This is a genomic window from Bariatricus sp. HCP28S3_F11, from assembly GCF_052065395.1.
Taxonomy (GTDB): Bacteria; Bacillota; Clostridia; order Lachnospirales; family Lachnospiraceae; genus Allocoprococcus.
Genome location: NZ_JBQHUC010000013.1, coordinates 15,088 through 38,566, shown reverse-complemented (window position 1 = coordinate 38,566; position 23,479 = coordinate 15,088). Strand labels below are relative to the sequence as shown.

Genomic DNA, 23,479 nt, shown 5'->3' with positions numbered 1-23,479 from the left:
AACAGATACAAAAAAAGCAGGAAACTTGTGTTCCTGCTTTTAGTATGCAAAAAATATCTTTATTTTAAACCGGATGCCAGATTTTTCATTTCTTCGGCATTGCGAAGCACTGCATCCGTGATCTGGGCGCCTCCCAGAATCCGCGCCAGTTCTCTTACGGATGCTTCTTCGTCCAGCCGGGAAATGCTGGTTTTCGTCACATGATTTTCCACTTTTTTTTCGATCGCATAATGGGCATCCGCCATCGCTGCGATCTGCGCCAGATGGGTAATGCAAATCACCTGATGTTTCCGCCCGATCACGCCCATCTTCTCGGAGACCTTCTGCGCCGTGCGTCCGCTGATCCCCACATCGATTTCGTCGAATATCAGTGTCTCGATCTCATCTTTATCTGCAAGAACCGACTTGATTGCCAGCATGATTCGGGATAGTTCACCGCCGGATGCGACCTCCGCCAGCGGCTTTTGGGGCTGTCCCGGATTCATGGAAATCATAAACTCCACATCATCGGTTCCTTCCGCTGTGTAATCCTGGGTTTTTGTGAACCGGATCTCGAACTGCACTTCAAGAAAATTCAGGTCCAGAAGCCCTTCCAGGATCTTTTCCTGCAGTTTTTTTGCCTCTTTTTGACGAATCCGGCTCAGTTTTTCGCACAACTCCCCTAATCTGTCCTCTGCTTCTTTTACGCGGACTTTCAGGGTATCCAGATAATGATCGTAATCCTGAAGGATCTGAAGTCGCTGCTGCTGTTTTTCACAGTATTCGAGAATCTCCGTCACGGTGTTGCCGTATTTGGACTTGAGGTGATTGATATCGTTCAGTCTGCTCTCCACTTCATAGAAAGCTTCCGGTGAAAAAGACAGCGAATCCGTGTAATCTCTCAGTTCCCGGCTGAAATCCCCCAGAAGGCTCTCCACTTCCATGATCTGGCCGTACAGCTCTTCCGTATGCTTGTCGTATCCGGTCGCATCTGCGATGGCACGGACAGCGCGTCCCAGAAGTTCGCCTGCATTTTCCTGGTTCTCTCCTGCCAGATAGGCATAGGCCTCTTCCAGACTCTCTGCGATTCGTTTGCCGGACACCATCTTTCGATATGTTTCTTCTATTTCCAAATCTTCTTCTTCGGATAGTCCCGCATTCTGGATCTCTTCGATCTCAAATTCCAGGAAGGAAATCTCCTTCAGTCTCTGAGCTTCATCCGTATCCGCCTCGTTCAGTTCCTTTTGCACGGCACGATATGTCCGGTACGCTTCCTGTACCTGTTTTTTCACACCGTCCGCATCCTTGGCAAATGCATCGAGTATGGCCAGGTGATTCTTTTTATAAAGCAGGGATTGATGCTCATGCTGTCCGTGTATATCAATAAGCGCCGATGCCACTTCCCGGATCTTAGAGGCTGTCACCGTCTCCCCGTTGATCCGGCTCACACTTCTGGAGCCCGTCAGTTTGCGGCTGATGATGATCTGCCCGTCATCCGGATGAATCTCCAGCTCTTCAAGCTTGCGGATCGTCTCAGGAGAATTCACGGAAAAGGTAAGCTCTACAAGCCCCGCATCCGTTCCTTTTCGCAGCATATCAGCTGAATAGCGCCCGCCGAGGGCAAGACTCACACTTCCCAATACGATTGATTTTCCTGCCCCAGTCTCTCCGGTCAGAATATTCAGACCTTCCGCAAAATCCACTTCGACCTCATCGATCAGGGCGAGATTCTTCACATGTAGATTCTGTAACATGCTTCCTCCTGTTCTACTTTTCAGCTACTTCGCGAGCAGCTTCTTGATCTTTTCCATCAAAAGGATGGTATCATCCACACTTCGCACCGCGCACATCACGGTGTCGTCTCCGGCAATACATCCCACCAGTTCTGTCCATTTCATCGCGTCCAGAGCGGCCCCCACTGCCATCGCCATCCCGGAGACCGTCTTGATGACCAGAATATTCTGTGCCATATCCATCGACACGAATCCGTCACGCAGAATGCGGATATACTTTTCTCCCATGGCAGTATTTCCGCTTTCCAGTACTGCGTATTTCTGTTTTCCGTTCTCAGCCGGAACTTTCGTAAGCTTGAGGTCCCGGATATCTCTGGACACCGTTGCCTGTGTCACATGGAAACCAACCTGGTTCAGCCGCTCTGCAAGTTCTTCCTGTGTCTCGATCTGGTATTTATTTATAAGTTCTACTATTTTCGCGTGTCGGTTTACTTTCATGTTCCAGTTCCTTTCCATATTTATCAGGCAATGCCCTAATTTCCCTTCATCTTCTCACGCATAGTCTCCAGGAAACTGATCTTGCTCAATTTGACGATTTTCGCCGTCTCCCAGGCTTTTTTAATTCTCACCCGGTCTCCGGTATGCAAAGGAATCACATCTGCCCCGTCAAAACTGATCGCCGCCTCTTCACACTGTCCTGCACGATGAGCTCCAATCTCAATCACGATCTCATCATCTCCCGAAAAAACAATGCTCCGTGAATTCAGTCCGTGTGAACAGATCGGGGTGACCACGATGAGCGATGCCCTGGGCTCCACAATCGGGCCGCCTGCCGAAAGGTTATATGCGGTCGATCCGGTCGGTGTAGAAATAATGATTCCGTCTGCTTTATACGAATTTAAAAATTCCCCATTGACATACAGATTGATCTGGATGATTTTCATCAGTCCGCTTCTTGTGACAACAATATCGTTCAGTGCCACATCCCGCATCTGATTCGGGCCGGAACCGTAGAGCATCATTCTGTTCTCGATCGCATAGTTGCCTGTCATCAGCTGTTCGATGGCGCGCTCCACATTCTGGACCTCTACTTCCGTCAGATATCCAAGCGTTCCCATATTGATGCCAAGCATAGGAATCTCTCTTCCGAACAAGGTTCTGGATGCCTGGATGAACGTTCCGTCGCCTCCAACGACCAGTGCACAGTCGATCTGATTCGGTATCGTCTCCGGTCTGATCTTCTCATAGTCATCCTTCTGGCAAAGGATACAGGTCTTCCCGTAAGACTCAATACACTCTTTGATCCGAGTCGTTATTCGATAGTCTTCGTCTTTTGCATAATTTGTAATAATATAAAATCGTTCCATTTTCAGCCTCATATCCCTGTTATGCAAGTGTGTCAAACGCCGCATCCGTCACCTGACGGATACGTACACCTTCCTCCACTTTTGCTTCTTCCGGCGGGCATTTCTGCAAATGAACCAGATATTCGATATTACCTTCCGGTCCTTTGATCGGCGAAAACTCCAGCGCCTTTACCTTAAATCCTATGGAAACGGCATATTCTGTCACTTTCTCAATCACTTCAACATGAGTACTTTTTTCCCTGACCACTCCTTTTTTACCGACTTTCTCACGCCCCGCCTCAAACTGTGGTTTGATCAGTGCCACGATTTCCCCATCATCTTTCAGATAATTCCGGATCGGAAGAAGCACCTTGGTAAGGGAAATGAAGGAGACATCGATGGAAGAAAAATCGATCGGCTCGCCGAGATCTTCCGGAACCACATAGCGGATATTGGTCTTCTCCATGCAGACAACACGCTCATCCTGTCTTAGCTTCCAGTCAAGCTGCCCTCTTCCGACATCAATTGCAAATACTTTTCTGGCTCCATTTTGCAGCATACAGTCCGTAAAGCCTCCCGTAGAGGATCCCACATCGGTGCACACCTTGCCCTCCATGGAGACATCAAAATTCTTCATCGCTTTCTCCAGCTTCAGCCCTCCCCGGCTCACATAAGGAAGGGTATGCCCTTTTACTTCAATCTTTACATCTTCGAAAAATGTGGTTCCCGCTTTATCTTCTCTCTGTCCGTCCACAAACACATTGCCGGACATGATGATTGCCTTTGCTTTCTCTCTGGAGGCTGCCAGACCCTGCTTTACAAGTAATACATCCAACCGTTCTTTCATGTCTTTTTATCCTCTCCGTCCCATATATTCCGTCATGACTCGCTTCGCTATGGACTCATCATCCATCAGGACTTCCCGGCGCAGTACATCCACACTGCCGTGTTCAATATAATCATCCGGCAATGCGATCATAAGTACCTTCATCTTCAATCCTTTTCTGGAAACAAAATCCAACACTCTTTCTCCGTAACCGCCGCTTTTGACATTTTCTTCGATCGTAACGAGAAGTTCATGTTCACCTGCCAGTGCAAGGAGCATTTCTTCATCGATCGGTTTCACGAAGCGCGCGTTGATCAGCGTGCAGTTGTAACCGGTATCCTTCAGCTGTTCACGCACACGCACGGCCGTTTCAAACATATGTCCCACACTCAGGATGGCAATGGAATCCTCCTCGAAAATCGCTTCACTCTTGCCGTAGACGATCGGCTGACGGTATTCTTTGAATCCGTCGTACGCCGTGCCACGGGGATACCGAAGCGCGGCCGGTGCTCCCATTTTTACCGCAAAGCGCAGCATGTCTGCCAGTTCCCATTTATTCTTCGGTGACATCACCGTCATATTCGGCACCATCGAAAGATAGGACAGATCAAAATCGCCCTGATGCGTCTCGCCGTCGCTTCCTACCAGACCTGCCCTGTCAATGGCAAACACGACCGGAAGCTTCTGCAGACATACATCGTGGATGATCTGATCAAATCCCCTCTGCAGGAAAGATGAGTAAACCGCAAATACCGGATGAAGGCCGGCTGCCGCAAGTCCCGCCGCGAACGTCACGCCATGCCCTTCGGCGATCCCCACATCGAAGAACCGGTCCGGGAAATGCTTATGGAAAGCGGCAAGTCCTGTTCCGTCCTCCATCGCAGCCGTGATTGCCACCAGACGTTCATCCTTTTTCCCAAGATCCAGCATGACTTTGGAAAACACATCCGTGTAAGAATCTTTCGCACTCTTTGTCAACGGCTCTCCCGTTACGATGTCAAATGGCCCGGTTCCGTGGAATTTCGACGGATCCTGCTCTGCCGGGAGGTATCCTTTTCCTTTGCGGGTCAGCACATGAAGAAGCACCGGCCCTTTCACTCTCTTTGCTTCTTTGAACGCCCGGCAGAGTGCTTTCAGGTTATGCCCGTCCACCGGTCCTAAATATTTGATCCCCATATCTTCAAAAAACATACCCGGCACAAAGAGCTGTTTGATGCTGCTCTTCGTCTTGCGCATATGTTTTACGAGCTTCTCGCCGCCGACCGGAATGCTTCCCACCACCGTCTCAACCGCATTTTTCAAGTCAGTATAGGCCTTGGCGGTGCGCAGTCCGTCCAGATACTGGGACATTCCGCCCACATTCTGGGAAATAGACATTTTGTTATCATTTAACACAATAATAAAATTAGTTTTGAGTGTGGCCGCGTTGTTGAGTGCCTCGTAAGCCATTCCTCCCGTCAGGGATCCATCACCGATGACGGAAATCACATGATAATCCTCCCCGAGGATATCCCGCGCACACACATATCCAAGCCCCGCGGAAATGGAAGTGGAGCTGTGTCCCGTGTCAAATGCGTCACAGTCACTTTCCTTTCTTTTCGGGAATCCGCTCATGCCGCCATATTTTCTCAAATCATCAAACCCGTCTTTTCTTCCGGTCAGAATCTTATGGGTATAGGATTGGTGGCCCACATCCCAGATAATCTTATCCTCCGGAAGATCGAAATTCAAGTGCATGGCCATGGTGAGTTCCACCACACCAAGATTGGAGGCAAGATGCCCTCCGGTTCGGCTGATTTTATCTATGAGAAATTTCCGGATCTCAAGAGCCAGTTCATCCAGCTCCTCGTCCTTCAATTTTTTGATATCATTTGCTTTCTGAATCTGTTCCAGATACATGCCAACACCTCATTATTTTCTCCTATGTACCAGTTCCTGAATCAGCCATGTCAGATAAGGATTCTCAAGATTCAGACTCTGAAGCAGCTCCACTGCTTCTTCCGAGATTCTTTCTACGTCCTTTGCCGCCTCATCCAGACCTTTTATGGTCACATATGTCGATTTTTCATTCTTTTCATCGCTGTGGATCGGTTTCCCGAGTTCTTCCTGCGTGCTCGTCACGTCCAGGATGTCATCCTGGATCTGGAATGCAATTCCCACATCCGATGCGATCTTCTCCACCGTTCTTACCTGTTCCTGCGTAGCACCGGCAAGCACTGCACCGATCATCATAGCACTTTCAATGAGTGCTCCGGTCTTCAGCTCATAGATGAAGTTCAGCATCGCTTCGTCCAGTCCCTTACCGCAGGATGCCACATCCACAACCTGTCCGCCGATCATTCCGTAAATTCCTGCCTTTTCGGCCAGAATCTTAAGTGCCTTTCCAATCTGAAGGCTCTTTTCGGGAGCAATGTCTAATGCTTTCACTGCCGTCTCAAACGCATAATTGAGCAGTGCGTCTCCCGCAAGAATTCCCATCGCTTCCCCGTAAACCACATGGGTCGTCTTCCTGCCCCGGCGGTATTCGTCGTTATCCATCGCCGGCAGGTCGTCGTGAACCAGTGAATAGGTGTGGATCATCTCCAGTGCCGCCATAAATGGCTCCACGACTTTTCCTTCTCCGCCAAAAAGGCGGAAGGTCTCTTGCATCAGCATGGGGCGGAGACGCTTTCCTCCCGCCGTCACACTATACGCCATTGCTTCCATGATCTGCTTCTGATATCCTTCGGCAGCCGGCAGATACTCATCCAGGATTGCCTCGATCTCATTTACTTTCTGCTTCATTTCTCCACTAAAATTCATGTGTTTCTCCATTCTCCTCTAATATCAGCACCTGTTTTTCTACTTTATCGATTTTATCACTGCACCGTTTCAACATCTCCATTCCGCTCTGGTACAGCCGGAACGATTCCTCCAGCGATGTCTCGCCGCTTTCCAGTTTGTTCGTCACATCGTCCAGCTTCTCAAAGAGTTGCTCCAGTGTCTCTTCCGCTTCCTGTTCAGCTTCCTTCTCTTCCTTGATCGGTCCAGCCTCTTGTTTCCATTCTTCTTGAAATTTTTCTTTCGGCACTGCCTTTTTCTTCGTCTCTGCCACCCTTTAATCCTCCTTCCGGACGTCTCTGACCTGTGCGTGGATCACGCCATCGGTCACATATATGTTGAGGAGCTCCTTTTCTCTGACATCCGCAACGCGTCTGACCGTGCGTCCGTCCTCCCGCTGCACATAGGAGAATCCCTGATTCAGCCTGTCAAGCGGTGATGCCCCCTTCATCCGCTCGCTCCTGAGAGCCAGCCTATGCTTTGCATCTGTCAGCTGCCTTCCCATGTCGGCGTGAAGGAGCTCTTCGTATTCGTCTACTTTATCCCGGAAATCCCTGATTCTGGCGTTAAATGCCTCCGGAATCAGTTCTTCGTAATCCGCAAGCTGCTGTCTCAGATCCAGAAGTCTTCCCCTGGGACTTAGATACCCCATCTTTGCCTGATATGTTTCCAGCACCAGGCGCGTCATATTCAGCTTCTGCACGAGGCTCCGGTGCATCTTGCGTGCATAATTCTCCATCTTCTCATCCACTTTGCGAATCTCACAGACCGCAAGTTCCGCCGCAGCCGAGGGTGTCGGCGCGCGCAGATCCGCCACATAATCAATGATTGTCATGTCCGTCTCATGTCCCACGGCCGAAATGACCGGAACTGTGCTTTCAAATACGGCTCTTGCCACGATTTCTTCATTAAATGCCCAGAGATCCTCGATGGAGCCTCCGCCTCGTCCGACGATCATGACATCCACCTTCTTCTCCTCCAGCATCCGGATTCCTTTCACGATACTCTCAGCGGCACCTTCTCCCTGTACCAGCGCCGGGTAGAGGATAATCTGCACATAAGGATTCCGCCTTTTCGTAATATTCATGATATCACGCACAGCCGCTCCCGTCGGAGCCGTCACCACGCCCAGTGTCCGCACGTAGGGCGGGATCGGCCTTTTGTATTCCGGCGCAAACATCCCCATTTCTTCCAGTTCCTGCTTCAATGCCAGAAAACGTTCATAGAGAAGTCCTGCCCCGTCCAGACGGATTTCCTTCGCGTAGAGCTGGTATTTCCCGTCTCTCTCATAAACGCTGATACTTCCATGGACAATGATCTGCTGCCCTTCCCTCATACGAAAAGAAAGTCCGCTGCGTTGCCCGGCAAACATGACACAGGCAATCGTCCCGGACTCATCTTTTAAAGAAAAATATATATGTCCCGAAGTGTGATATTTTACATTCGACACTTCACCCTTCACATAAATTCGATTCAGCATAAAGTCCTGCGCAAACATATTTCTGATATACGCATTGACCTGCTTTACTGTATATACATTCTGCATGATCTCTCCTGCACCGAAGACCGGGTAAGACTTAAGCAAGCTTTCCCAGTACTCCGTTAATAAATGCCGGCCCTTCATCACCTGAGAATCTCTTGGCAAGCTCTACGGCCTCGTTGATCGCTACTTTCACCGGCACATCGTCATCGAATTTCATCTCGTAGACAGCAAGCCGAAGAATAGAAAGATCCACCTTATTCATTCTTGTTGTCTTCCATCCGGTCGCATTCTCATTGATCATCGCATCGATCTCACATACTTTTTCGGCAATCGCTTTTGCCTTTGCCAGCATATAGCTGCGATCCTTCTCGCTCACCTCATCCAGCTGGTCAAGATACAGCTCCAACTGCTTCTCGATCTGTTCCTCCTCCGTGAATTCCAGTCCGAAAATCATTTTGAAAATATGTTCTCTCAGTTCACTTCTTCCCATCGTCTCTCTCCAAATTTATTCTTCATCCGGCATATCCACGCCTGCTACACGGATGTTCACGTCCGCTACGGTAAGGCCGGTCATATTTTCAATTGCTGCCTTTACTTTCTCCTGCACCTTCATGGTCGTCTCTTTAATACTTCTTCCGTACTTCAGATTCAACGCAAGAGAAACGGTCACGATTCCTTCAAGCACATCTACTTTCACACCCTTGGAAAGGCTCTTCATACCAAGCTTCTCGATCAGTTCTCTTGTAGCGTTGCCTGCCATGGAAGAAACGCCTTCTACTTCCATTGCCGCAAGCCCAGCAATGATCGCAACCACTTCATCTGCGATCTGAACAACGCCTAGATTCTCATCGGTTTCAATTGTATATGTGTTTCTTTCTTCTTTATTCATGATAAGCCTCCTTCAAAATTCATCTGTATACTCAGTTCATCCGCCCCTTATCGGGGCACATTCTACTCATACTATATCACATTTTCCATGCGTTGGAAAGAAGAATTATGAACGCCCGAACTCGGATAATACCAGGCCTTCATTTCGCTCCAACACCATACGGATGCTCCAGCTGTTGACAAAAAGCAGGAGCGGCCGGTCTTTCAGATCCTTGATCTTCTTCATATCAGAGGTACCCACCAGCCTGTCCATATCAATGTTATCATTTTCAATCCACCGAATATGCTCATACGGAAGGGTATCCATGCGGATCTCCACGTTGTATTCATTTTCCAGACGGTACTTCAGCACATCAAACTGCAGAACCCCGACCACCCCTACGATGATCTCTTCCATACCGGTATTGAATTCCTGGAAGATCTGAATCGCGCCTTCCTGAGCGATCTGATTGATTCCCTTGATAAACTGCTTTCTCTTCATGGTATCCACCTGGCGCACTCTTGCGAAATGCTCCGGTGCGAAAGTCGGAATTCCTTCGTATGCGAATTTCTCCGGAGAATTGGTGAGAGTGTCTCCGATGGAGAAGATTCCCGGATCAAACACACCGATGATGTCTCCTCCGTATGCCTTGTCGATCATCTTTCTCTCGCTCGCCATGAGTTGCTGCGGCTGGGAGAGACGGACCTTTTTGCCGCCCTGAATGTGATACACATCCATTCCCGCATCAAATTCACCGGAACAGATCCGCATAAACGCGATCCGGTCCCGGTGTGCCTTATTCATATTTGCCTGAATCTTAAATACAAATGCAGAGAATTCTTTCTCTTTCATCGGATCAATAAGCCCTTTATCGGACATTCTCGGGAGCGGAGAAGTCGTCATCCTAAGGAAATGCTGAAGGAATGTCTCCACACCAAAGTTCGTGAGCGCAGATCCGAAAAACACCGGCGACAACTCTCCTTTACTTACCAGTTCCTGATCGAACTCGGCACTTGCACCGTCCAGAAGTTCGATCTCCTCCTCCAACTTCTCGTACTGTTCCTGCGTCACGATCTGCTTCGCTTCCTCACTGTCGATCGGCGCCTTTCTTACTTCTCCTACCGTCGTTCCTTTCTTCGTATCTGAAAAGATTTCCAGTTCTCTGGTATCCCGGTCAAACACCCCACGGAATTCCTTTCCCGATCCAATCGGCCAATTGATCGGACAAGTAGCGATCCCCAGTTCTTTTTCAATGTCATCCAGAAGTTCAAAGGTGTCCATCGCCTCACGGTCCATCTTATTGATAAACGTAAAAATCGGAATGTGGCGCATTACACATACTTTAAACAGCTTCCTTGTCTGCGCCTCAACACCCTTGGAACCATCGATCACCATGACCGCCGAATCCGCTGCCATCAAGGTACGGTACGTATCCTCCGAGAAATCCTGATGTCCCGGAGTATCCAGAATATTGATGCAGTATCCACCGTACTCAAACTGCAGTACGGACGAAGTTACCGAAATACCTCTTTCCTTCTCAATCTCCATCCAGTCTGAAACAGCATGCTTCGCTGTCGCCTTTCCCTTGACCGAACCGGCCTGGTTAATGGCTCCTCCGTAAAGCAGGAACTTCTCGGTCAATGTCGTCTTTCCGGCATCCGGATGGGAAATAATTGCAAATGTTCTTCTTTTCTTTATTTCATTCGTAAAATCTGCCATGGTATACTCCTGTTATTCTATAATGTAGTATTCGTTCTTTCTATCTATTTATTCAACTTTTCTCACTTAATGAGGTCATTTAATTAGTCTACCACATCTTATTCCAAAATAAAAGAGAGAAGTTGTTGGGGATGGCTCTGATTCCACAAATTAAGCTCATTCATTCTCCCCGCTATGGATCGGAGTGATCACAATATTTGCCGCGTTGATCCCTGCCTTGCGTGTCACGATGTCTTCGATCTGCGCGCGTTTGGCTTCCGTGAGGTCACTGCTGTTCACCACAACATCTGCCGAATCCTCGGAAAGGCTGACGACTGCCTCGCTGAACCCTTTGCTGGCCAGTAGGGTTTCGATCGTCACTTCTTTTTCTGCCAACTCAGTCATCTGCACCATCTGCGCGATGGCATCTGCTTTCTGCTCATCGCTCACATTTGCATCATCGATGATTGCCTGAAGGGTTTCTTTATTTTTCGCCCGTACCTGCTCCCGGCTGATCTTTGCCTGTGCCACTACGCCGCTTGCAGTTCCGCTGGTAAGAACCGCTTCCCCCGGTGTACCTTCCGTTTCCGCATCGGACACTTCTCCGTCCGTCTGAGATGTATCTTCGTCAGAAATATCCAGAAGTTCCGTGCTTGCAAGTGTACTGTCCGCTTCCTCGGCCGTACTGTTTTTTCCAAATATTTTTCCGGAGTAATTAAGATAACCGGCCACCGCGATCATAACTGCAAGTGCCGCAATGACTATCTGATTCTTTTTGAATATTCGTTTCACTTTCCTTCCTCCTGTTAATATTTATTGATTGCGCTTCATTACTTTAATTCTATGCGTGTCTACCGGGAATAATGCCTGGACAGCCTCGGTTATATTTTCGATCACCACGGCATCATCTCCCCCATCCGCAATCACCAGAACCCCTTCAATAGCGGGGCTCAGTTCTTTCGTAATGTAAGGCGTCTCATTGCTCCCGTTTCCGGTATAAACGGAGGTTTCCGAGGAACTGCTCCTTTTCGACGAACCGGATTCATTTTCTCCGCTCGTCTCGCTGGAACTCTCTCTGTCTTTTTCCACGATCTTCTCCGAAGAAGCAGAAAGCGTGATCATCACAGACACTTTTCCTACTCCCTGCACCTGCACCAGTGCATCCTCCAGCCTCCGTTCCAGGCGTCGGACGTACGCCTCATCGTCGGTGCTTCCGGAACTCGCTGTTTCGTCCTGTACCTCTTCCTGCTCTTCTTCCCCTTCTTTTGGGACCGGGATCGCGATCACGACCAGCAGGATCCCGACAAGTAGAAGGATCAGCCACTGCTCCTTTTTCCCGAAGAACTTTTTTATATATTGTAGATACTCTTTATTCTTCTCCATCCTGCTCCTCCCCGGAAAATGAATAGACAAAATCTTCCAGACCCTCGGCCTGCTCTCGGATCTCCTCCAGTTCCTTCCAGTTGTCATCACTTACAGACGCCCGCATCCTGCCTTCAAATCCGGCATCTATGACTCTCATGACCGGTGTCAAAAGAAGGATGACCAAAATCAGCCCACAGAAGAAACGAATATATTTTTCATAGCTTCTGTTCGGGATCAGCTGCAGGACAGCCGTTACCAGCACCATGTAAAATGCCAGATTTCGAAGCCATTCATAAAAATAGTTGAACATCCTGTGTCTCCTTTCTTCAACTGGTGGATGCCGCCGTCACTGCAATGGTCACCAGAAAGAGGATTGAAGTTGTGAAAATGATGCTAAGGAGCATCCGGCAAGCATTTCCCATGCTGGACAGCACTTCCACGATCCTTTTATCGGAAATCGGCTGAACCACAGCTGCCATCGCTTTATAAAGAATCGTCAGCACGCCCATATTCAGGATCGGGAGCAGACAGATTCCAACCGCCAGCACCGCTCCCGCCATACCGACCGCATTTTTGATCAGTACCGCTGTTCCAAGTACTACTTCCGTCACCCCGCCGATGGCATCCCCGATTCCGGGAAGCATTTCGGCACCTTTTGTCCAGACACTCCGTTTCACCTGATCAATTGCAGGACTTAAGATTCCCTGGATCACACTCACTCCGGTCACACAGGCAAGCATCGTCTTCATCACCCAGGAGATCAGCGTCTCCAGAAGTTCCCCTGTTTTGGAAAGATATTCTTCACCGGACAGATAGTTCAGGATCTGCACCATCAGATAAACGTGCACGAGCGGGAGAACAAACCGCACGATCACCAATTCCACCAGATAGATCAGAATCAGGATGAGCTGATAGAATCCCATTCCGGAAACACTACCGGTCGCTGCCGTCATACACAGGAAATAGGCAGGAGCCAGAACCTTCATAAAGGTCAGAAGAGTTTCCAGCCCCTGTTCGACCGTTTCCGTGGTAGAAGAAAATCCGGTCATGCAGACAGCAATCAGAAGAATATAGACGATATAAAATGCGCAGTCCGCGATCTGGCTGCTTTGAAACACGCCGGAGAAATTGGTGAAGACGGCTGCAACGATCAGGAGCAGAAGCATCTGCAGCATGGCGGGTCTGTTTTCCCTCACAAGACCGAACAGCGTATCCGCGACGAAATCCACAATCAATTCCGGGGAAATGGTTTGCTCCCCGTCCATCATTGCCTGCACCACATCTCGGAACCGGACTTTTTCCCGCGAATATGCCTCTTTTAAGACACGGTCGATCTGGTCGGTATCCAGTTCGTCGAACAGACTCTCTGCTGCATCCTCACTTAATTTCGCAGCGTCTTCCTGCGTCACCCTTTCCTGTGCCTCCTCTCCCTCGGCGTGTACCGTGCCCGTGACTGCAATCAGCAGAGCCACGAAGAGAACATACATTCCATGCCGCATGCGCCGTAGTATTCCTGTCATCTTTCACTCCTTCCCCATATTCCCAATCCCATACTCTTTTTCCCGGGCCTTCAGCCGAGGAATCCCTGAATCGTGACCAGGAGTGCTTCCAGTACAGGCATACTGAGAGCCAGGATCGTCAGCTTTGCAAAGATTTCGATCTGCGATGCGATCGTCTGGTATCCTGCATCCCGGCAGATCGCGGAAGCAAATTCCGACACATAAGTCACCCCCAGCATTTTGAGAATTGCTTTCATATAGCCATTGTCCACTTTAACAAAACTACCGATGGTGTCAAATGCCTCTTTGATCACCTCCAGCCTTCCGCTCATTCCAAAGAGTAGAAACAGACTGACGGCAATCCCTGTGTATATACCGTATTCCGCTTTTCCGCTTTTGAACTGCAGGGCAAGGAGCGTCCCCACTACCCCGATTCCTGCAATCTGCAGTATGTTCATCCGAATGCCTCCCTTCTAAAAACAGTCCGGCTGTTTTCTACAGTGCAAATAATCTCCTGATATCTTCAAAAAGCTCATACACATAAGGGATGATCCAGAACAGTACCAGTATAAGGCCCGCAAAACTGGTCAGAAATGCCTGTTCCTCCCGCCCGCTGTGTTTCAACACCTGACTGAGCACCGACACCAGGATCCCGACAGCTGCGATTTTAAAAATCAGATTAACACTCATGAATTCCTCCTCCGATTTCTTTTGTCACATAAGCAGGATCACAAGGAAAAGTCCTGCCGACACCCCCAGCAGATTACTGAGACGCTGTTTCTCATATAAAATCTTCTCTTTACGGCCTCTCCGCTCCTCCAGTCGTGTGACGTACCAAATAAGTGTCTGCTCCTGCATACGGATATCCAGATGATTCATCTGATATCCAACCTGCGAAAGCTCGTTCATTTCCTCCGAATCTAAAGGAAGTGTTCCCAGAATTTTCCGCGTTCTGTTCTCCCATAACACTCCAAGCTGCACTGCCCCCTTTTCCTGCATTTCCCTGGCCATTTCACGGAGCCAGAGGCTGTACGGACTGCGGCAGTATCTCGCTGTACGGAGAAAGATTTCCGGGAGCGGTGCTTTTGTATAGGAAATCTCTCCGCCGATCTCCCGGATCAGCTGTTCCAGGCAGTGCATTTCCTGGATCTGCCTTCTATACTCTATACCTTGAAAATACCCCAACCCCGAAGAAGCCGTCAGAATGCAGAGACATCCGATCAGTTTCCACAGCATATCCGGTTCCCTCTGTCATCATAAATGCCTTCGATTTCTCCCGTCTTTCCACTTTCTTTCATCACCACATACCGTTTAAAATCATGACCTTCCCAGAAACGTTTCAAGAACGGCTTCTCACGGATTTCCTCCAACGATGTTCCGTGAACCGTCGCAAGCATGATCGCGCCACAGTGCATGGCATAGGATACGGCCTCCACATCTTGAGCGGTTCCAATCTCATCCACGGCCACGACCTGCGGAGACATGGATCGGATGAGCATCATCAACCCCTCCGCTTTCGGACAGTTATCCAGAATATCGGTCCGTTTTCCCACCTGATTCTGTGCCACTCCCTGATAGCATCCTCCGATCTCGGACCGTTCATCCACCACTCCTACATTTTGCCCTGCAAGATAGGCATTCCCATCCGATATCTGCCGCACCATATCCCGAAGAAGTGTGGTTTTGCCTCTCCCCGGCGGCGATATGATCAGCGTGTGACAAAGGCGCCCATTTTCCAGCACTTCCGGAAACAGCCGGTCCGCACATCCTTTCACTTCATGACAAATACGGATATTAATAGAAGAAATATATTGAAAATTGCGCACATGTCCTCCATCTGGTATAATTTTTCCGGATATTCCCACCCGATGGCCGCCATTGATCGTGAGGAACCCCTGTTTCATCTCTTCTTCATAGGCATACAAAGAATAGTTAGCTATGTATTCCATCGTTTCTCTCAGCTCTTCGCGCGTCACAATATGCGCAAACAGCTTTTCCTCCCCATCACATCGGATCACCAATGGCTGTCCTTCCCGGAGTCGGATCTCCTGCAGCGTTGCAAAATCAATTCCTTCATTCAATATGATCCCGCGGATCCGCTCCGCAAGCACTCGGATAATCTGGTTTTTCTTCTCTCTTCTCATCTTGTCCACCTCTTTAAACCAAATATATGGGCAAAATGCCGTATTTATGCTAAAAAAAGAACCCTTCATCTCTGAAGAGTTCTTTTCTGTTTCAATTTTATCTTTATTCAGCTACATCTTTGATACTAAAGCTGAGACGTCCCATCTTGTCCTTTCCGAGGCAGACAACCTTCACATGGTCGCCCAGTGTCAGGACATCTTCCACATGTTCAATTCTCTGCTTAGCGATCTTGGAAATGTGAACCATTCCTTCCTTGCCCGGAGCAAATTCAACGAAAGCACCGAATTCCTTGATGCTGACAACGTCACCTTCCAGAACCATTCCTGCTTCCAGGTCGGTCACGATGATTGCAATCATCTTCTTCGCTTTTTCCATGTTTTCAGCGTCGGTTCCGCAGATTGATACGTTACCGTCATCGGTGATATCGATCTTTACGCCCGTCTTTTCGATGATCGCGTTGATGGTCTTTCCTCTCTGTCCGACTACATCGCCGATCTTAGAAGGATCAATACTCATTTGAATAATCTTCGGAGCATATTTTCCAACCTGCGGTCTCGGCTCGGCGATCGCTTTACTCATGACTTCGTCCATGATGTAAATTCTAGCCTGTCTTGTACGTGCAATCGCTTCTTCGATAATCGGTCTTGTCAGTCCGTGAATCTTGATATCCATCTGGATCGCTGTGATACCTTTCTTGGTTCCTGCTACCTTGAAGTCCATGTCTCCGAAGAAGTCTTCAAGTCCCTGAATATCAGTCAGTACCAGATAATCATCGTCCGTCTCTCCGGTTACCAGACCACAGGAAATACCTGCTACTGCAGATTTGATCGGTACACCTGCTGCCATCAGTGACATAGAAGATGCACAAACGCTGGCCTGTGAAGTAGAACCGTTGGATTCAAATGTCTCGGATACGGTACGGATCGCATACGGGAATTCTTCCTCTGACGGGAGTACCGGCACCAGTGCTCTCTCAGCCAGTGCTCCGTGTCCGATTTCACGTCGTCCCGGTCCTCTGGAAGGTCTGGTCTCACCTACAGAGTAAGACGGGAAGTTGTAGTGGTGCATATATCTCTTGGATGTTTCTGCTTCATCCAGTCCGTCCACTTTCTGAGCCTCTGAAAGTGGAGCAAGTGTGGTAACGGTACAGATCTGAGTCTGTCCACGGGTAAACATTGCAGAACCGTGTACTCTCGGAAGCAGATCTACTTCTGCTGCAAGCGGGCGGATCTGATCAATTGCTCTTCCGTCCGGACGCTTATGATCTTTGAGGATCATCTTGCGGACTACCTTCTTCTGATACTGATATACTGCATCCGGAAGTTTTGCCAGCCATTCTTCATTGTCTGCAAATGCTTCTTCCAGTCTTTCTGTCACTTTGCGGATATTCTCTTCTCTGGTCTGCTTGTCATCGGTAAATACCGCAACTTCCATCTCTTCCGGTGTCACGATCTCCTTCATTGCATCAAAGAGCTCTTCCGGTACAGCGAAACTTACATAGTCATGTTTCGGCTTTCCGCACTCTGCAACGATGGTTTCGATAAATGCGATCACCTTCTGGTTCACTTCATGTGCAGCGAAGATCGCTTCGATCATCTTATCTTCCGGAACTTCATTTGCACCGGCTTCGATCATGATAACCTTTTCCTTTGTAGATGCAACCGTCAGTGCCAGGTCGGATTTCTCCTTCTGTGCTGCAGTCGGGTTGAAAACAAACTCTCCGTCAACCAGTCCGACCTGCGTAGATGCTGTCGGTCCGTCAAACGGAATGTCTGAGATTGCTGTTGCGATTGCAGAACCAAGCATTGCGGTAAGTTCCGGTGCGCAGTCCTGGTCTACAGAAAGAACCAGGTTCTCTAAAGTTACATCATTTCTATAATCCTTCGGGAACAGTGGTCTCATCGGACGATCGATTACACGGCAGGTAAGAACCGCATTTTCGGAAGCCTTTCCCTCTCTCTTGTTAAATCCTCCCGGGATCTTTCCAACGGCATATAATTTCTCATTGTATTCCACACTAAGCGGGAAGAAATCGATTCCTTCTCTCGGCTTGTCTGATGCAGTTGCTGTTGACAGCACAACCGTATCACCATAATGCATAAGCGCTGCTCCATTTGCCTGCTTTGCTACTCTACCGACATCAACGCGGAGAGTTCTGCCTGCAAGCTCCATTTCAAATGATTTATACATGCTATTCTTCCTTTCTACTATTCACTATATGTCACCGGCAGCCTTTTCCGAAACTACTGAAAAACCCATCTTCCCCTCCGGATGCAGATACGCTTTTCAGTGGTCTCGGATCTACATACTGCCACAATCTTTCACATTATATCACAGCAAGTCCTTAGTTGCAAGGGAAAAGTGAAGAGGGTGGCTAGCCACCCACATAAAAAGAGAGCACTCCACCCAGTGAAATGCTCTCTTTCGCTTTATGATCAGAATTACTTTCTCAGACCTAATCTTTCAATCAGTGAACGATATCTTTCAATATCATTCTTCTTAAGGTATGCAAGAAGTCCTCTTCTCTGTCCAACCATCTTAAGAAGTCCTCTTCTTGAGTGGAAATCCTTCGGGTTAGCTTTGAAGTGGTCGTTCAGGTCATTGATTCTTGCTGTAAGAATAGCAACCTGTACTTCCGGAGATCCTGTATCTCCTTCTGTTCTTCCGTATTCCTTAATAATCTGTTCTTTCATTTCTTTTGTGATCATTTGTCACTACCTCCTGATATATACTAATAATTGCCAGGTATTAAGCAGCGGTTGGAGATTCCATCTGCCGAACACCGGTTTTCACACCGCTTTAATATATCACAACAGCCGTATGAAGTCAAGCACTTTTAATCATCATCGTCACTGTAATCGTCCGGCTGATGAATCGCAAATGCAATATTTGTCGCGTGGTCCGCCACACGTTCCAGACCGGATACCGTATCGGAGAAAATCATACCGCCTTCCGGTGTACATCTGTTTTTAGTAAGACGTTTTACATGGGCTCTCTGGAGCTTCTTCTCTTTCTCATCGATCGCATCCTCGAGATCCAGAATTTCCTGCATATGTTCCTGATTGTTGTGTGTGAACATATCCAGTGAGTAGTCCAGAATTTCCATAACCATCTCTGTCATATCCTGAAGCTGCTGTTTTGCCTTATCGCTGAGCTGTGCCTCTCCGTTCCTGATCATTTTGGCTGAATCGGCAAGGTTCTCCGCATGGTCACCGATACGTTCGATATCGTTTACCACGTGAAAGAGTGCTCCCACCATCTGAGAATCGGCGATCGGCATCTCCATCTCGCTGGCCTTCACAAGATAATCCGTGATCTTATGATTCAGGAAGTTGATATACCGCTCTTTCTGGTAGATCACATTGATCTCATCCTCGTTCGGATCACAGAGTGTTTTCATTCCAAGCTTCAGATTATCACAGGCAAGCTGTCCCATGTGTTCGATTTCCTGAATGGCATTCACTGTTGCGGTACTTGGTGTCATCATCTTTCCTTCTCCGATGTAAAGAAGTTCAAATTCATCTTCCGGTGAAGGATCTTTACCCTTAATAATCTTGTAAGTTGCTTTCACTACCCAGTTCATGAACGGGAACAACAGGATTACTTCTGTAATCTTAATGATCGTATGTGCGTTCGCAACCGCACGAGACGGATTGTTTCCTGAGAACTTCAGGATTGCCGTTGTAATCGGATCGGTCGCAATCATCAGTACGATGAAAATAATAAAGGATCCGATAATGTTAAACAGAAAATGAATCCATGCGGCCCGCTTTGCATCCTTCTTTCCTCCAAGGCTGGCAAGAAGGGCTGACATACAGGAGCCCATATTACATCCCAGGATCAAGAACGGACAGATGGCAAATGCCAGAAGCCCTTGTCCTGCCATCAGAATAATGATACCGACCGTAGCCGATGAACTCTGAAGAATGGATGTAATCACAAATCCAACCACGATTGCCATCAGCGGATTGGTCAGTGACTGGAGAAGTTCCATGACTTGCGGAGAGTTTTTCAGGGATGTCATGGCATCCCCCATGGTACTGAGTCCCATGAACAAGATACCAAATCCAAGGACCACCATACCAACTCGTTTGATATTGGTCTTTTTACAGAACATATACATGATCACGCCGATCATGACGAACAGTGGTGCAACATCCGAAAGATTAAATGCAATCAGCTGCCCGGTCACTGTTGTACCGATATTGGCTCCCAGAATGACTCCACTGGCCTGGTACAGATTCATGAGCCCGGAATTTACAAAGCTGACCACCATGACCGTCGTCGCACTGGACGACTGAACTACTGCCGTGAAAAGAATTCCCACCAGCATTCCAATAAAACGGTTTTTTGTAAAGAATTCAAGAATTCCCCGCATCCGGGCACCGGCTGCTTTCTCCAGTCCGTCGCTCATAAGCTCCATACCGAACAAAAACAGGCCCAAACCACCCAGCAGCAGAAAAATCGTTGTGATATTCATATCGTTTTCTCCTTATCCTCTTTTGTGACGGAAATACTCTCTTCCATAAGAGATATCAGACTCTACCTGCTGCCGCATTTCTTCGACAGAGGCAAACTTTTTCTCAGGTCTGCGGAATTCGTAAAGCTGAATCTTCACATTTTTTCCATAAGCATTTCCTTCATAATCAAACAGATAGCTTTCTATCAGCATCCGCTTTTCGTCTGTTACCGTCGGCTTTACACCTACATTGCCGATTCCGTCATACCACACGCCGTCCAGCTTCACGCGGTCTATATAGACTCCGTTCGGCGGAAGCAGTTTCTCTTTGGCAGGATGGACATTCAGTGTGGGAAATCCCAGTCTTCTTCCAAGCTGTTTTCCATATTCCACAATTCCGGCAACCGTATAGGGATACCCGAGCATCTCGTTCACCACTTGCATATTTCCTTTACGCAATTCTTCTCTGACATAAGTACTGCTGATCTCACGACCTCCATACATTTCTTTCTCGATCACGAACAGTTCATAATCATATTCTCCGGCATATTCTGCCAGCATGTTCACATCACCGCGTTTATCGTGCCCGAACCGGAAATCGGTTCCGACCACAACATACTTTGCGTGAAACAGCCCGGAAAGAATGTCACGGATGAAGACTTCTGCCTCCATACTGCTGATTTTCTCTGTAAACGGACACTCCACAAGCGCATCCACCTCATCTTCCAGATGCATACGCCGTTCCTCGTTCGACATGATCCCATCTCTTGGCAGCCCCAGCCGCTCAAAAAGCGGTGTCATGTCAAAAGCAAACACAACCGACTTCACTTCATGCGCTTCCTTCAGCTGACGCACCTTATGAATCAGCTTCTGATGTCCGCGGTGAAGTCCGTCAAATTTTCCAAGTGTAATCGCTGTCCTTCCGTCTCCCCGGTAGGATGCAAGCCCTTTGAAATACTCCATTTCATTTCCTCTTTATGTCATAGTATACAGTCTTACTTCTCTTTTTTGTCAAAAAACATTTTTACGATTTTAAATAATTGATTTTCTTTTTCAAATTCATACACGGCAATAAAATTCCGTTCCTCATCATAGACCCGTACTCTTTCCGCATTCTGAAATCCAGAAAGTTCCGATATCCAGATTACATCCCCCAGACGGAACGAATTGCCGTTCCTCACAGCAGCCGAAGCTTCCGGCGTCAGATACACCTTCTGATAATCCGGGAACATCTCATCCACTTTTATCATATGTTCCTGAAGTGTTCCCTCATCCATAAGTTGCTCCACTTCGGAAATCCGGAGACTTTCTGCCACGCCAAACCGCTCCACTCTTGTCCGGAGCAGGGATTCCATGCATCCTCCGCATCCCAGTTTCTCACCGATATCGTGGCACAGTGTGCGGATATATGTCCCTTTTGAGCACGTCACTTCCATACGGACACGGGGCAGATCGATCTGAAGGATCCGGATACGATAGATCTGCACATGTCTCGGCTTTCTCTCCACTTCTTTTCCGTCTCTTGCGAGCTCATAAAGCTTTTTCCCGCCGACTTTCAAAGCAGAAAACATGGGCGGTATCTGATCGTACTCGCCTTCAAAGGATAATACCGCTTCCCGCACCGCTTCTTCCTTCAAATCCGCCGTGCTTTTTTCCTCCAGGATCTTTCCCGTGGTATCCTGTGTGTCGGTTGAAATTCCCAGAAGCAGGACCGCTTCGTAGGTCTTATCCTTGTCAGTCAGAAGATCACATAATTTGGTCGCCTTCCCGAGACATACGGGCAGGACGCCTTCGGCTTCCGGATCGAGTGTCCCAGTATGACCGATCTTCTTCTGTCCCACGATCCTTCTCAAACGGGCAACTACATCATGAGAAGTATATCCTTTTTCTTTATAAATATTCAGCACTCCGTGTATCATTTAAGCCTCGTTCCCGCCTTTCATCTGCAGTTCGATCCTGCGCGACAGATTATTGATCACATCATGTACCGTTCCAGACATGGTGCATCCTGCTGCCCTTACATGACCGCCGCCGCCGAAATATCTGGCGATTTCACTGACATCCACAGCTTCGGTAGAGCGCAGGCTGACTTTAAATGTGCCATTTTCCAGCTCATACATGAAGATAGCGACATCCACGCCTTTCGTCAGCTTCAGCTGACTGACAATGCCATCCAGATGCTTGGGCTGTACCTGATAAAATTCCATATCTTTCTTCCGAAGAGAGGACACGATACATCTCCCATCCATGAACCGGATACTTTCCAGAAGCGCACGGCCCATAACCTGGTTCTGAACATAACTTTTTTCGTCAAATGTCTCCGTAATGATCCTGGAAAAATCGATTCCTTTTTCCATCAATGCTGCGGCCGAGCGCATCGTAGACGGATGGGTATTGGTGTACCGGAACACCCCTGTATCGTGCACCATCCCCGTGTACAGACACTCTGCCACTGCTTTCGGGATCTTCTCATGATCCAAAAGATCATAGATCAGTTCTGACGTGGAACTTGCATCCGGTCGTACATAGTTCTCTTCTGCAAAAGCCTGGTTGCTGATGTGATGATCCACACACAGCGAATGCTTTGCATTCTCATAAAGAGGTGCTGAGAATCCCAGTCTGTCCGGTGATCCGCAGTCCAGAAGGATAAACAGATCGTAGATCTTCTCATCCGGGATCTCATGACGGATTTCTTCTGTTCCCTTCATGAACTTGAACGTATTCGGGATTTCCTCCAGATACACATGAATCTCTTTTTCGGGAAAGTTTTCTTTTACATAAAGCCATAATCCCATACAGGAGCCTACACAATCTCCATCCGGACGTATATGACCGCCGACAGCAATCGTCTGCGCTTTCTTAATTGCTTTCTGTAACATGTTCCTCATCCTCTTTTTTCAAATCCTTTGTCAGATCATCAATTTTCTTCGACATATTTACGCCGTACTCGATCGACTGATCCAGCACAAACCGGATCTCCGGTGTATTTCTCATATTCAGTGTATGTGCAAGCTCACGGCGGATATAGCCTTCCGCACTCTGAAGTCCCTTTACCGTGTCTGCCTGTGCCTTTTCATCACCAAGAACGCTAATGTATGCTTTACAGGTCTTTAAGTCCGGTGCAACTTCAACCGCCACCACCGAAGTCATCGGTGCAACGCGGGGATCCTTGATCCCGCCGCGCAGAATATTGCTCAGCTCACGCTGCACCTCCGTATTTACTCTTGTATTCTTAATACTGTTCTTTCTCATATTTCA

26 protein-coding genes are annotated in these 23,479 nt (G+C 48.2%); all 26 read right to left on the bottom strand.

The features are described from left to right. Nucleotides 1–59: 59 nt before the first annotated feature. A complete protein-coding gene (gene recN, locus ACTNBR_RS08050) occupies nucleotides 60–1,733 on the bottom strand; it encodes a DNA repair protein RecN (protein WP_441017707.1) in 1,674 nt (557 codons plus the stop codon). 24 nt (nucleotides 1,734–1,757) lie between these two features. Then, nucleotides 1,758–2,210 carry an arginine repressor gene (argR, locus tag ACTNBR_RS08045; RefSeq protein ID WP_427808035.1) on the bottom strand — a complete coding sequence of 151 codons (453 nt, stop codon included), beginning with the start codon at nucleotides 2,208–2,210 and terminating at the stop codon, nucleotides 1,758–1,760. A gap of 35 nt (nucleotides 2,211–2,245) precedes the next feature. Then, nucleotides 2,246–3,079 carry an NAD(+)/NADH kinase gene (locus ACTNBR_RS08040; RefSeq protein WP_427807963.1) on the bottom strand — a complete coding sequence of 278 codons (834 nt, stop codon included), beginning with the start codon at nucleotides 3,077–3,079 and terminating at the stop codon, nucleotides 2,246–2,248. Nucleotides 3,080–3,098: 19 nt separating this feature from the next. Then, the gene (locus tag ACTNBR_RS08035) at nucleotides 3,099–3,905 is read right to left on the bottom strand and encodes a TlyA family RNA methyltransferase (RefSeq protein ID WP_427807965.1); all 807 of its coding nucleotides are present in this window, start codon (nucleotides 3,903–3,905) and stop codon (nucleotides 3,099–3,101) included. A gap of 6 nt (nucleotides 3,906–3,911) precedes the next feature. Next, nucleotides 3,912–5,783: a 1-deoxy-D-xylulose-5-phosphate synthase gene (gene dxs, locus ACTNBR_RS08030; protein ID WP_441017709.1), complete on the bottom strand. Its 1,872-nt coding sequence runs from the start codon at nucleotides 5,781–5,783 to the stop codon at nucleotides 3,912–3,914. 12 nt (nucleotides 5,784–5,795) lie between these two features. Then, nucleotides 5,796–6,686 carry a polyprenyl synthetase family protein gene (locus tag ACTNBR_RS08025; RefSeq protein WP_441017711.1) on the bottom strand — a complete coding sequence of 297 codons (891 nt, stop codon included), beginning with the start codon at nucleotides 6,684–6,686 and terminating at the stop codon, nucleotides 5,796–5,798. Then, the gene (gene xseB, locus ACTNBR_RS08020) at nucleotides 6,676–6,978 is read right to left on the bottom strand and encodes an exodeoxyribonuclease VII small subunit (protein ID WP_427807971.1); all 303 of its coding nucleotides are present in this window, start codon (nucleotides 6,976–6,978) and stop codon (nucleotides 6,676–6,678) included. Before xseB ends, ACTNBR_RS08025 begins: the two co-directional genes overlap by 11 nt. Before the next feature lie 3 nt (nucleotides 6,979–6,981). Beyond that, nucleotides 6,982–8,250, bottom strand: coding sequence for an exodeoxyribonuclease VII large subunit (gene xseA / locus ACTNBR_RS08015; protein ID WP_441017713.1), 1,269 nt, complete (start codon nucleotides 8,248–8,250; stop codon nucleotides 6,982–6,984). Between the two features lie 31 nt (nucleotides 8,251–8,281). Then, the gene (nusB, locus tag ACTNBR_RS08010) at nucleotides 8,282–8,677 is read right to left on the bottom strand and encodes a transcription antitermination factor NusB (RefSeq protein ID WP_427807975.1); all 396 of its coding nucleotides are present in this window, start codon (nucleotides 8,675–8,677) and stop codon (nucleotides 8,282–8,284) included. Between the two features lie 15 nt (nucleotides 8,678–8,692). After that, the gene (locus tag ACTNBR_RS08005; RefSeq protein ID WP_427807977.1) at nucleotides 8,693–9,076 is read right to left on the bottom strand and encodes an Asp23/Gls24 family envelope stress response protein; all 384 of its coding nucleotides are present in this window, start codon (nucleotides 9,074–9,076) and stop codon (nucleotides 8,693–8,695) included. 105 nt (nucleotides 9,077–9,181) lie between these two features. After that, entirely contained in the window at nucleotides 9,182–10,774 is a 1,593-nt protein-coding gene (locus ACTNBR_RS08000; protein ID WP_427807979.1) for a peptide chain release factor 3, read from the bottom strand. Between the two features lie 156 nt (nucleotides 10,775–10,930). After that, entirely contained in the window at nucleotides 10,931–11,545 is a 615-nt protein-coding gene (locus ACTNBR_RS07995) for a SpoIIIAH-like family protein (RefSeq protein ID WP_427807981.1), read from the bottom strand. Nucleotides 11,546–11,566: 21 nt separating this feature from the next. Then, nucleotides 11,567–12,136, bottom strand: coding sequence for a stage III sporulation protein AG (locus ACTNBR_RS07990; protein WP_427820430.1), 570 nt, complete (start codon nucleotides 12,134–12,136; stop codon nucleotides 11,567–11,569). Then, nucleotides 12,123–12,428: a stage III sporulation protein AF gene (locus tag ACTNBR_RS07985; RefSeq protein ID WP_441017715.1), complete on the bottom strand. Its 306-nt coding sequence runs from the start codon at nucleotides 12,426–12,428 to the stop codon at nucleotides 12,123–12,125. The genes ACTNBR_RS07990 and ACTNBR_RS07985 overlap by 14 nt, the downstream gene beginning before the upstream one ends. Nucleotides 12,429–12,444: 16 nt before the next feature. Next, the gene (locus tag ACTNBR_RS07980; RefSeq protein WP_441017717.1) at nucleotides 12,445–13,638 is read right to left on the bottom strand and encodes a stage III sporulation protein AE; all 1,194 of its coding nucleotides are present in this window, start codon (nucleotides 13,636–13,638) and stop codon (nucleotides 12,445–12,447) included. A gap of 50 nt (nucleotides 13,639–13,688) precedes the next feature. Continuing rightward, the gene (locus ACTNBR_RS07975) at nucleotides 13,689–14,075 is read right to left on the bottom strand and encodes a SpoIIIAC/SpoIIIAD family protein (RefSeq protein WP_441017719.1); all 387 of its coding nucleotides are present in this window, start codon (nucleotides 14,073–14,075) and stop codon (nucleotides 13,689–13,691) included. 37 nt (nucleotides 14,076–14,112) lie between these two features. Next, on the bottom strand, nucleotides 14,113–14,307 hold the full coding sequence (gene spoIIIAC / locus ACTNBR_RS07970; protein ID WP_427807991.1) for a stage III sporulation protein AC: 195 nt from the start codon (nucleotides 14,305–14,307) through the stop codon (nucleotides 14,113–14,115). 24 nt (nucleotides 14,308–14,331) lie between these two features. Further along, nucleotides 14,332–14,853: a stage III sporulation protein AB gene (locus ACTNBR_RS07965; protein WP_441017721.1), complete on the bottom strand. Its 522-nt coding sequence runs from the start codon at nucleotides 14,851–14,853 to the stop codon at nucleotides 14,332–14,334. Next, complete coding sequence (gene spoIIIAA / locus ACTNBR_RS07960) at nucleotides 14,838–15,761, bottom strand: stage III sporulation protein AA (protein ID WP_441017723.1); 924 nt, start codon at nucleotides 15,759–15,761, stop codon at nucleotides 14,838–14,840. Before spoIIIAA ends, ACTNBR_RS07965 begins: the two co-directional genes overlap by 16 nt. Nucleotides 15,762–15,864: 103 nt before the next feature. Continuing rightward, nucleotides 15,865–17,952: a polyribonucleotide nucleotidyltransferase gene (locus tag ACTNBR_RS07955; RefSeq protein WP_427807997.1), complete on the bottom strand. Its 2,088-nt coding sequence runs from the start codon at nucleotides 17,950–17,952 to the stop codon at nucleotides 15,865–15,867. A gap of 251 nt (nucleotides 17,953–18,203) precedes the next feature. After that, a complete protein-coding gene (gene rpsO / locus ACTNBR_RS07950; RefSeq protein WP_427807999.1) occupies nucleotides 18,204–18,470 on the bottom strand; it encodes a 30S ribosomal protein S15 in 267 nt (88 codons plus the stop codon). Between the two features lie 128 nt (nucleotides 18,471–18,598). Then, nucleotides 18,599–20,242 (bottom strand): Na/Pi cotransporter family protein, encoded by a 1,644-nt coding sequence (locus ACTNBR_RS07945; RefSeq protein WP_441017725.1) that lies wholly within the window; start codon nucleotides 20,240–20,242, stop codon nucleotides 18,599–18,601. A 12-nt stretch (nucleotides 20,243–20,254) separates the two neighbouring features. Next, nucleotides 20,255–21,184 carry a bifunctional riboflavin kinase/FAD synthetase gene (locus tag ACTNBR_RS07940; RefSeq protein ID WP_441017727.1) on the bottom strand — a complete coding sequence of 310 codons (930 nt, stop codon included), beginning with the start codon at nucleotides 21,182–21,184 and terminating at the stop codon, nucleotides 20,255–20,257. Nucleotides 21,185–21,216: 32 nt separating this feature from the next. Further along, a complete protein-coding gene (truB, locus tag ACTNBR_RS07935; RefSeq protein ID WP_441017729.1) occupies nucleotides 21,217–22,140 on the bottom strand; it encodes a tRNA pseudouridine(55) synthase TruB in 924 nt (307 codons plus the stop codon). Then, a complete protein-coding gene (locus ACTNBR_RS07930) occupies nucleotides 22,141–23,100 on the bottom strand; it encodes a DHH family phosphoesterase (protein ID WP_441017731.1) in 960 nt (319 codons plus the stop codon). Next, nucleotides 23,081–23,473 (bottom strand): 30S ribosome-binding factor RbfA, encoded by a 393-nt coding sequence (rbfA, locus tag ACTNBR_RS07925; RefSeq protein ID WP_427808009.1) that lies wholly within the window; start codon nucleotides 23,471–23,473, stop codon nucleotides 23,081–23,083. The genes ACTNBR_RS07930 and rbfA overlap by 20 nt, the downstream gene beginning before the upstream one ends. Nucleotides 23,474–23,479 lie beyond the last annotated feature (6 nt).

What these genes read in the sequence shown, in the direction of transcription:
- recN (WP_441017707.1), bottom strand. Translation starts at nt 1,733, where the DNA reads ATGTTACAGAATCTACATGTGAAGAATCTCGCCCTGATCGATGAGGTC.
- argR (WP_427808035.1), bottom strand. Translation starts at nt 2,210, where the DNA reads ATGAAAGTAAACCGACACGCGAAAATAGTAGAACTTATAAATAAATAC.
- ACTNBR_RS08040 (WP_427807963.1), bottom strand. Translation starts at nt 3,079, where the DNA reads ATGGAACGATTTTATATTATTACAAATTATGCAAAAGACGAAGACTAT.
- ACTNBR_RS08035 (WP_427807965.1), bottom strand. Translation starts at nt 3,905, where the DNA reads ATGAAAGAACGGTTGGATGTATTACTTGTAAAGCAGGGTCTGGCAGCC.
- dxs (WP_441017709.1), bottom strand. Translation starts at nt 5,783, where the DNA reads ATGTATCTGGAACAGATTCAGAAAGCAAATGATATCAAAAAATTGAAG.
- ACTNBR_RS08025 (WP_441017711.1), bottom strand. Translation starts at nt 6,686, where the DNA reads ATGAATTTTAGTGGAGAAATGAAGCAGAAAGTAAATGAGATCGAGGCA.
- xseA (WP_441017713.1), bottom strand. Translation starts at nt 8,250, where the DNA reads ATGCAGAATGTATATACAGTAAAGCAGGTCAATGCGTATATCAGAAAT.
- nusB (WP_427807975.1), bottom strand. Translation starts at nt 8,677, where the DNA reads ATGGGAAGAAGTGAACTGAGAGAACATATTTTCAAAATGATTTTCGGA.
- ACTNBR_RS08005 (WP_427807977.1), bottom strand. Translation starts at nt 9,076, where the DNA reads ATGAATAAAGAAGAAAGAAACACATATACAATTGAAACCGATGAGAAT.
- ACTNBR_RS08000 (WP_427807979.1), bottom strand. Translation starts at nt 10,774, where the DNA reads ATGGCAGATTTTACGAATGAAATAAAGAAAAGAAGAACATTTGCAATT.
- ACTNBR_RS07990 (WP_427820430.1), bottom strand. Translation starts at nt 12,136, where the DNA reads ATGGAGAAGAATAAAGAGTATCTACAATATATAAAAAAGTTCTTCGGG.
- ACTNBR_RS07985 (WP_441017715.1), bottom strand. Translation starts at nt 12,428, where the DNA reads ATGTTCAACTATTTTTATGAATGGCTTCGAAATCTGGCATTTTACATG.
- ACTNBR_RS07980 (WP_441017717.1), bottom strand. Translation starts at nt 13,638, where the DNA reads ATGACAGGAATACTACGGCGCATGCGGCATGGAATGTATGTTCTCTTC.
- ACTNBR_RS07975 (WP_441017719.1), bottom strand. Translation starts at nt 14,075, where the DNA reads ATGAACATACTGCAGATTGCAGGAATCGGGGTAGTGGGGACGCTCCTT.
- spoIIIAC (WP_427807991.1), bottom strand. Translation starts at nt 14,307, where the DNA reads ATGAGTGTTAATCTGATTTTTAAAATCGCAGCTGTCGGGATCCTGGTG.
- ACTNBR_RS07965 (WP_441017721.1), bottom strand. Translation starts at nt 14,853, where the DNA reads ATGCTGTGGAAACTGATCGGATGTCTCTGCATTCTGACGGCTTCTTCG.
- spoIIIAA (WP_441017723.1), bottom strand. Translation starts at nt 15,761, where the DNA reads ATGAGAAGAGAGAAGAAAAACCAGATTATCCGAGTGCTTGCGGAGCGG.
- ACTNBR_RS07955 (WP_427807997.1), bottom strand. Translation starts at nt 17,952, where the DNA reads ATGTATAAATCATTTGAAATGGAGCTTGCAGGCAGAACTCTCCGCGTT.
- rpsO (WP_427807999.1), bottom strand. Translation starts at nt 18,470, where the DNA reads ATGATCACAAAAGAAATGAAAGAACAGATTATTAAGGAATACGGAAGA.
- ACTNBR_RS07945 (WP_441017725.1), bottom strand. Translation starts at nt 20,242, where the DNA reads ATGAATATCACAACGATTTTTCTGCTGCTGGGTGGTTTGGGCCTGTTT.
- ACTNBR_RS07940 (WP_441017727.1), bottom strand. Translation starts at nt 21,184, where the DNA reads ATGGAGTATTTCAAAGGGCTTGCATCCTACCGGGGAGACGGAAGGACA.
- truB (WP_441017729.1), bottom strand. Translation starts at nt 22,140, where the DNA reads ATGATACACGGAGTGCTGAATATTTATAAAGAAAAAGGATATACTTCT.
- ACTNBR_RS07930 (WP_441017731.1), bottom strand. Translation starts at nt 23,100, where the DNA reads ATGTTACAGAAAGCAATTAAGAAAGCGCAGACGATTGCTGTCGGCGGT.
- rbfA (WP_427808009.1), bottom strand. Translation starts at nt 23,473, where the DNA reads ATGAGAAAGAACAGTATTAAGAATACAAGAGTAAATACGGAGGTGCAG.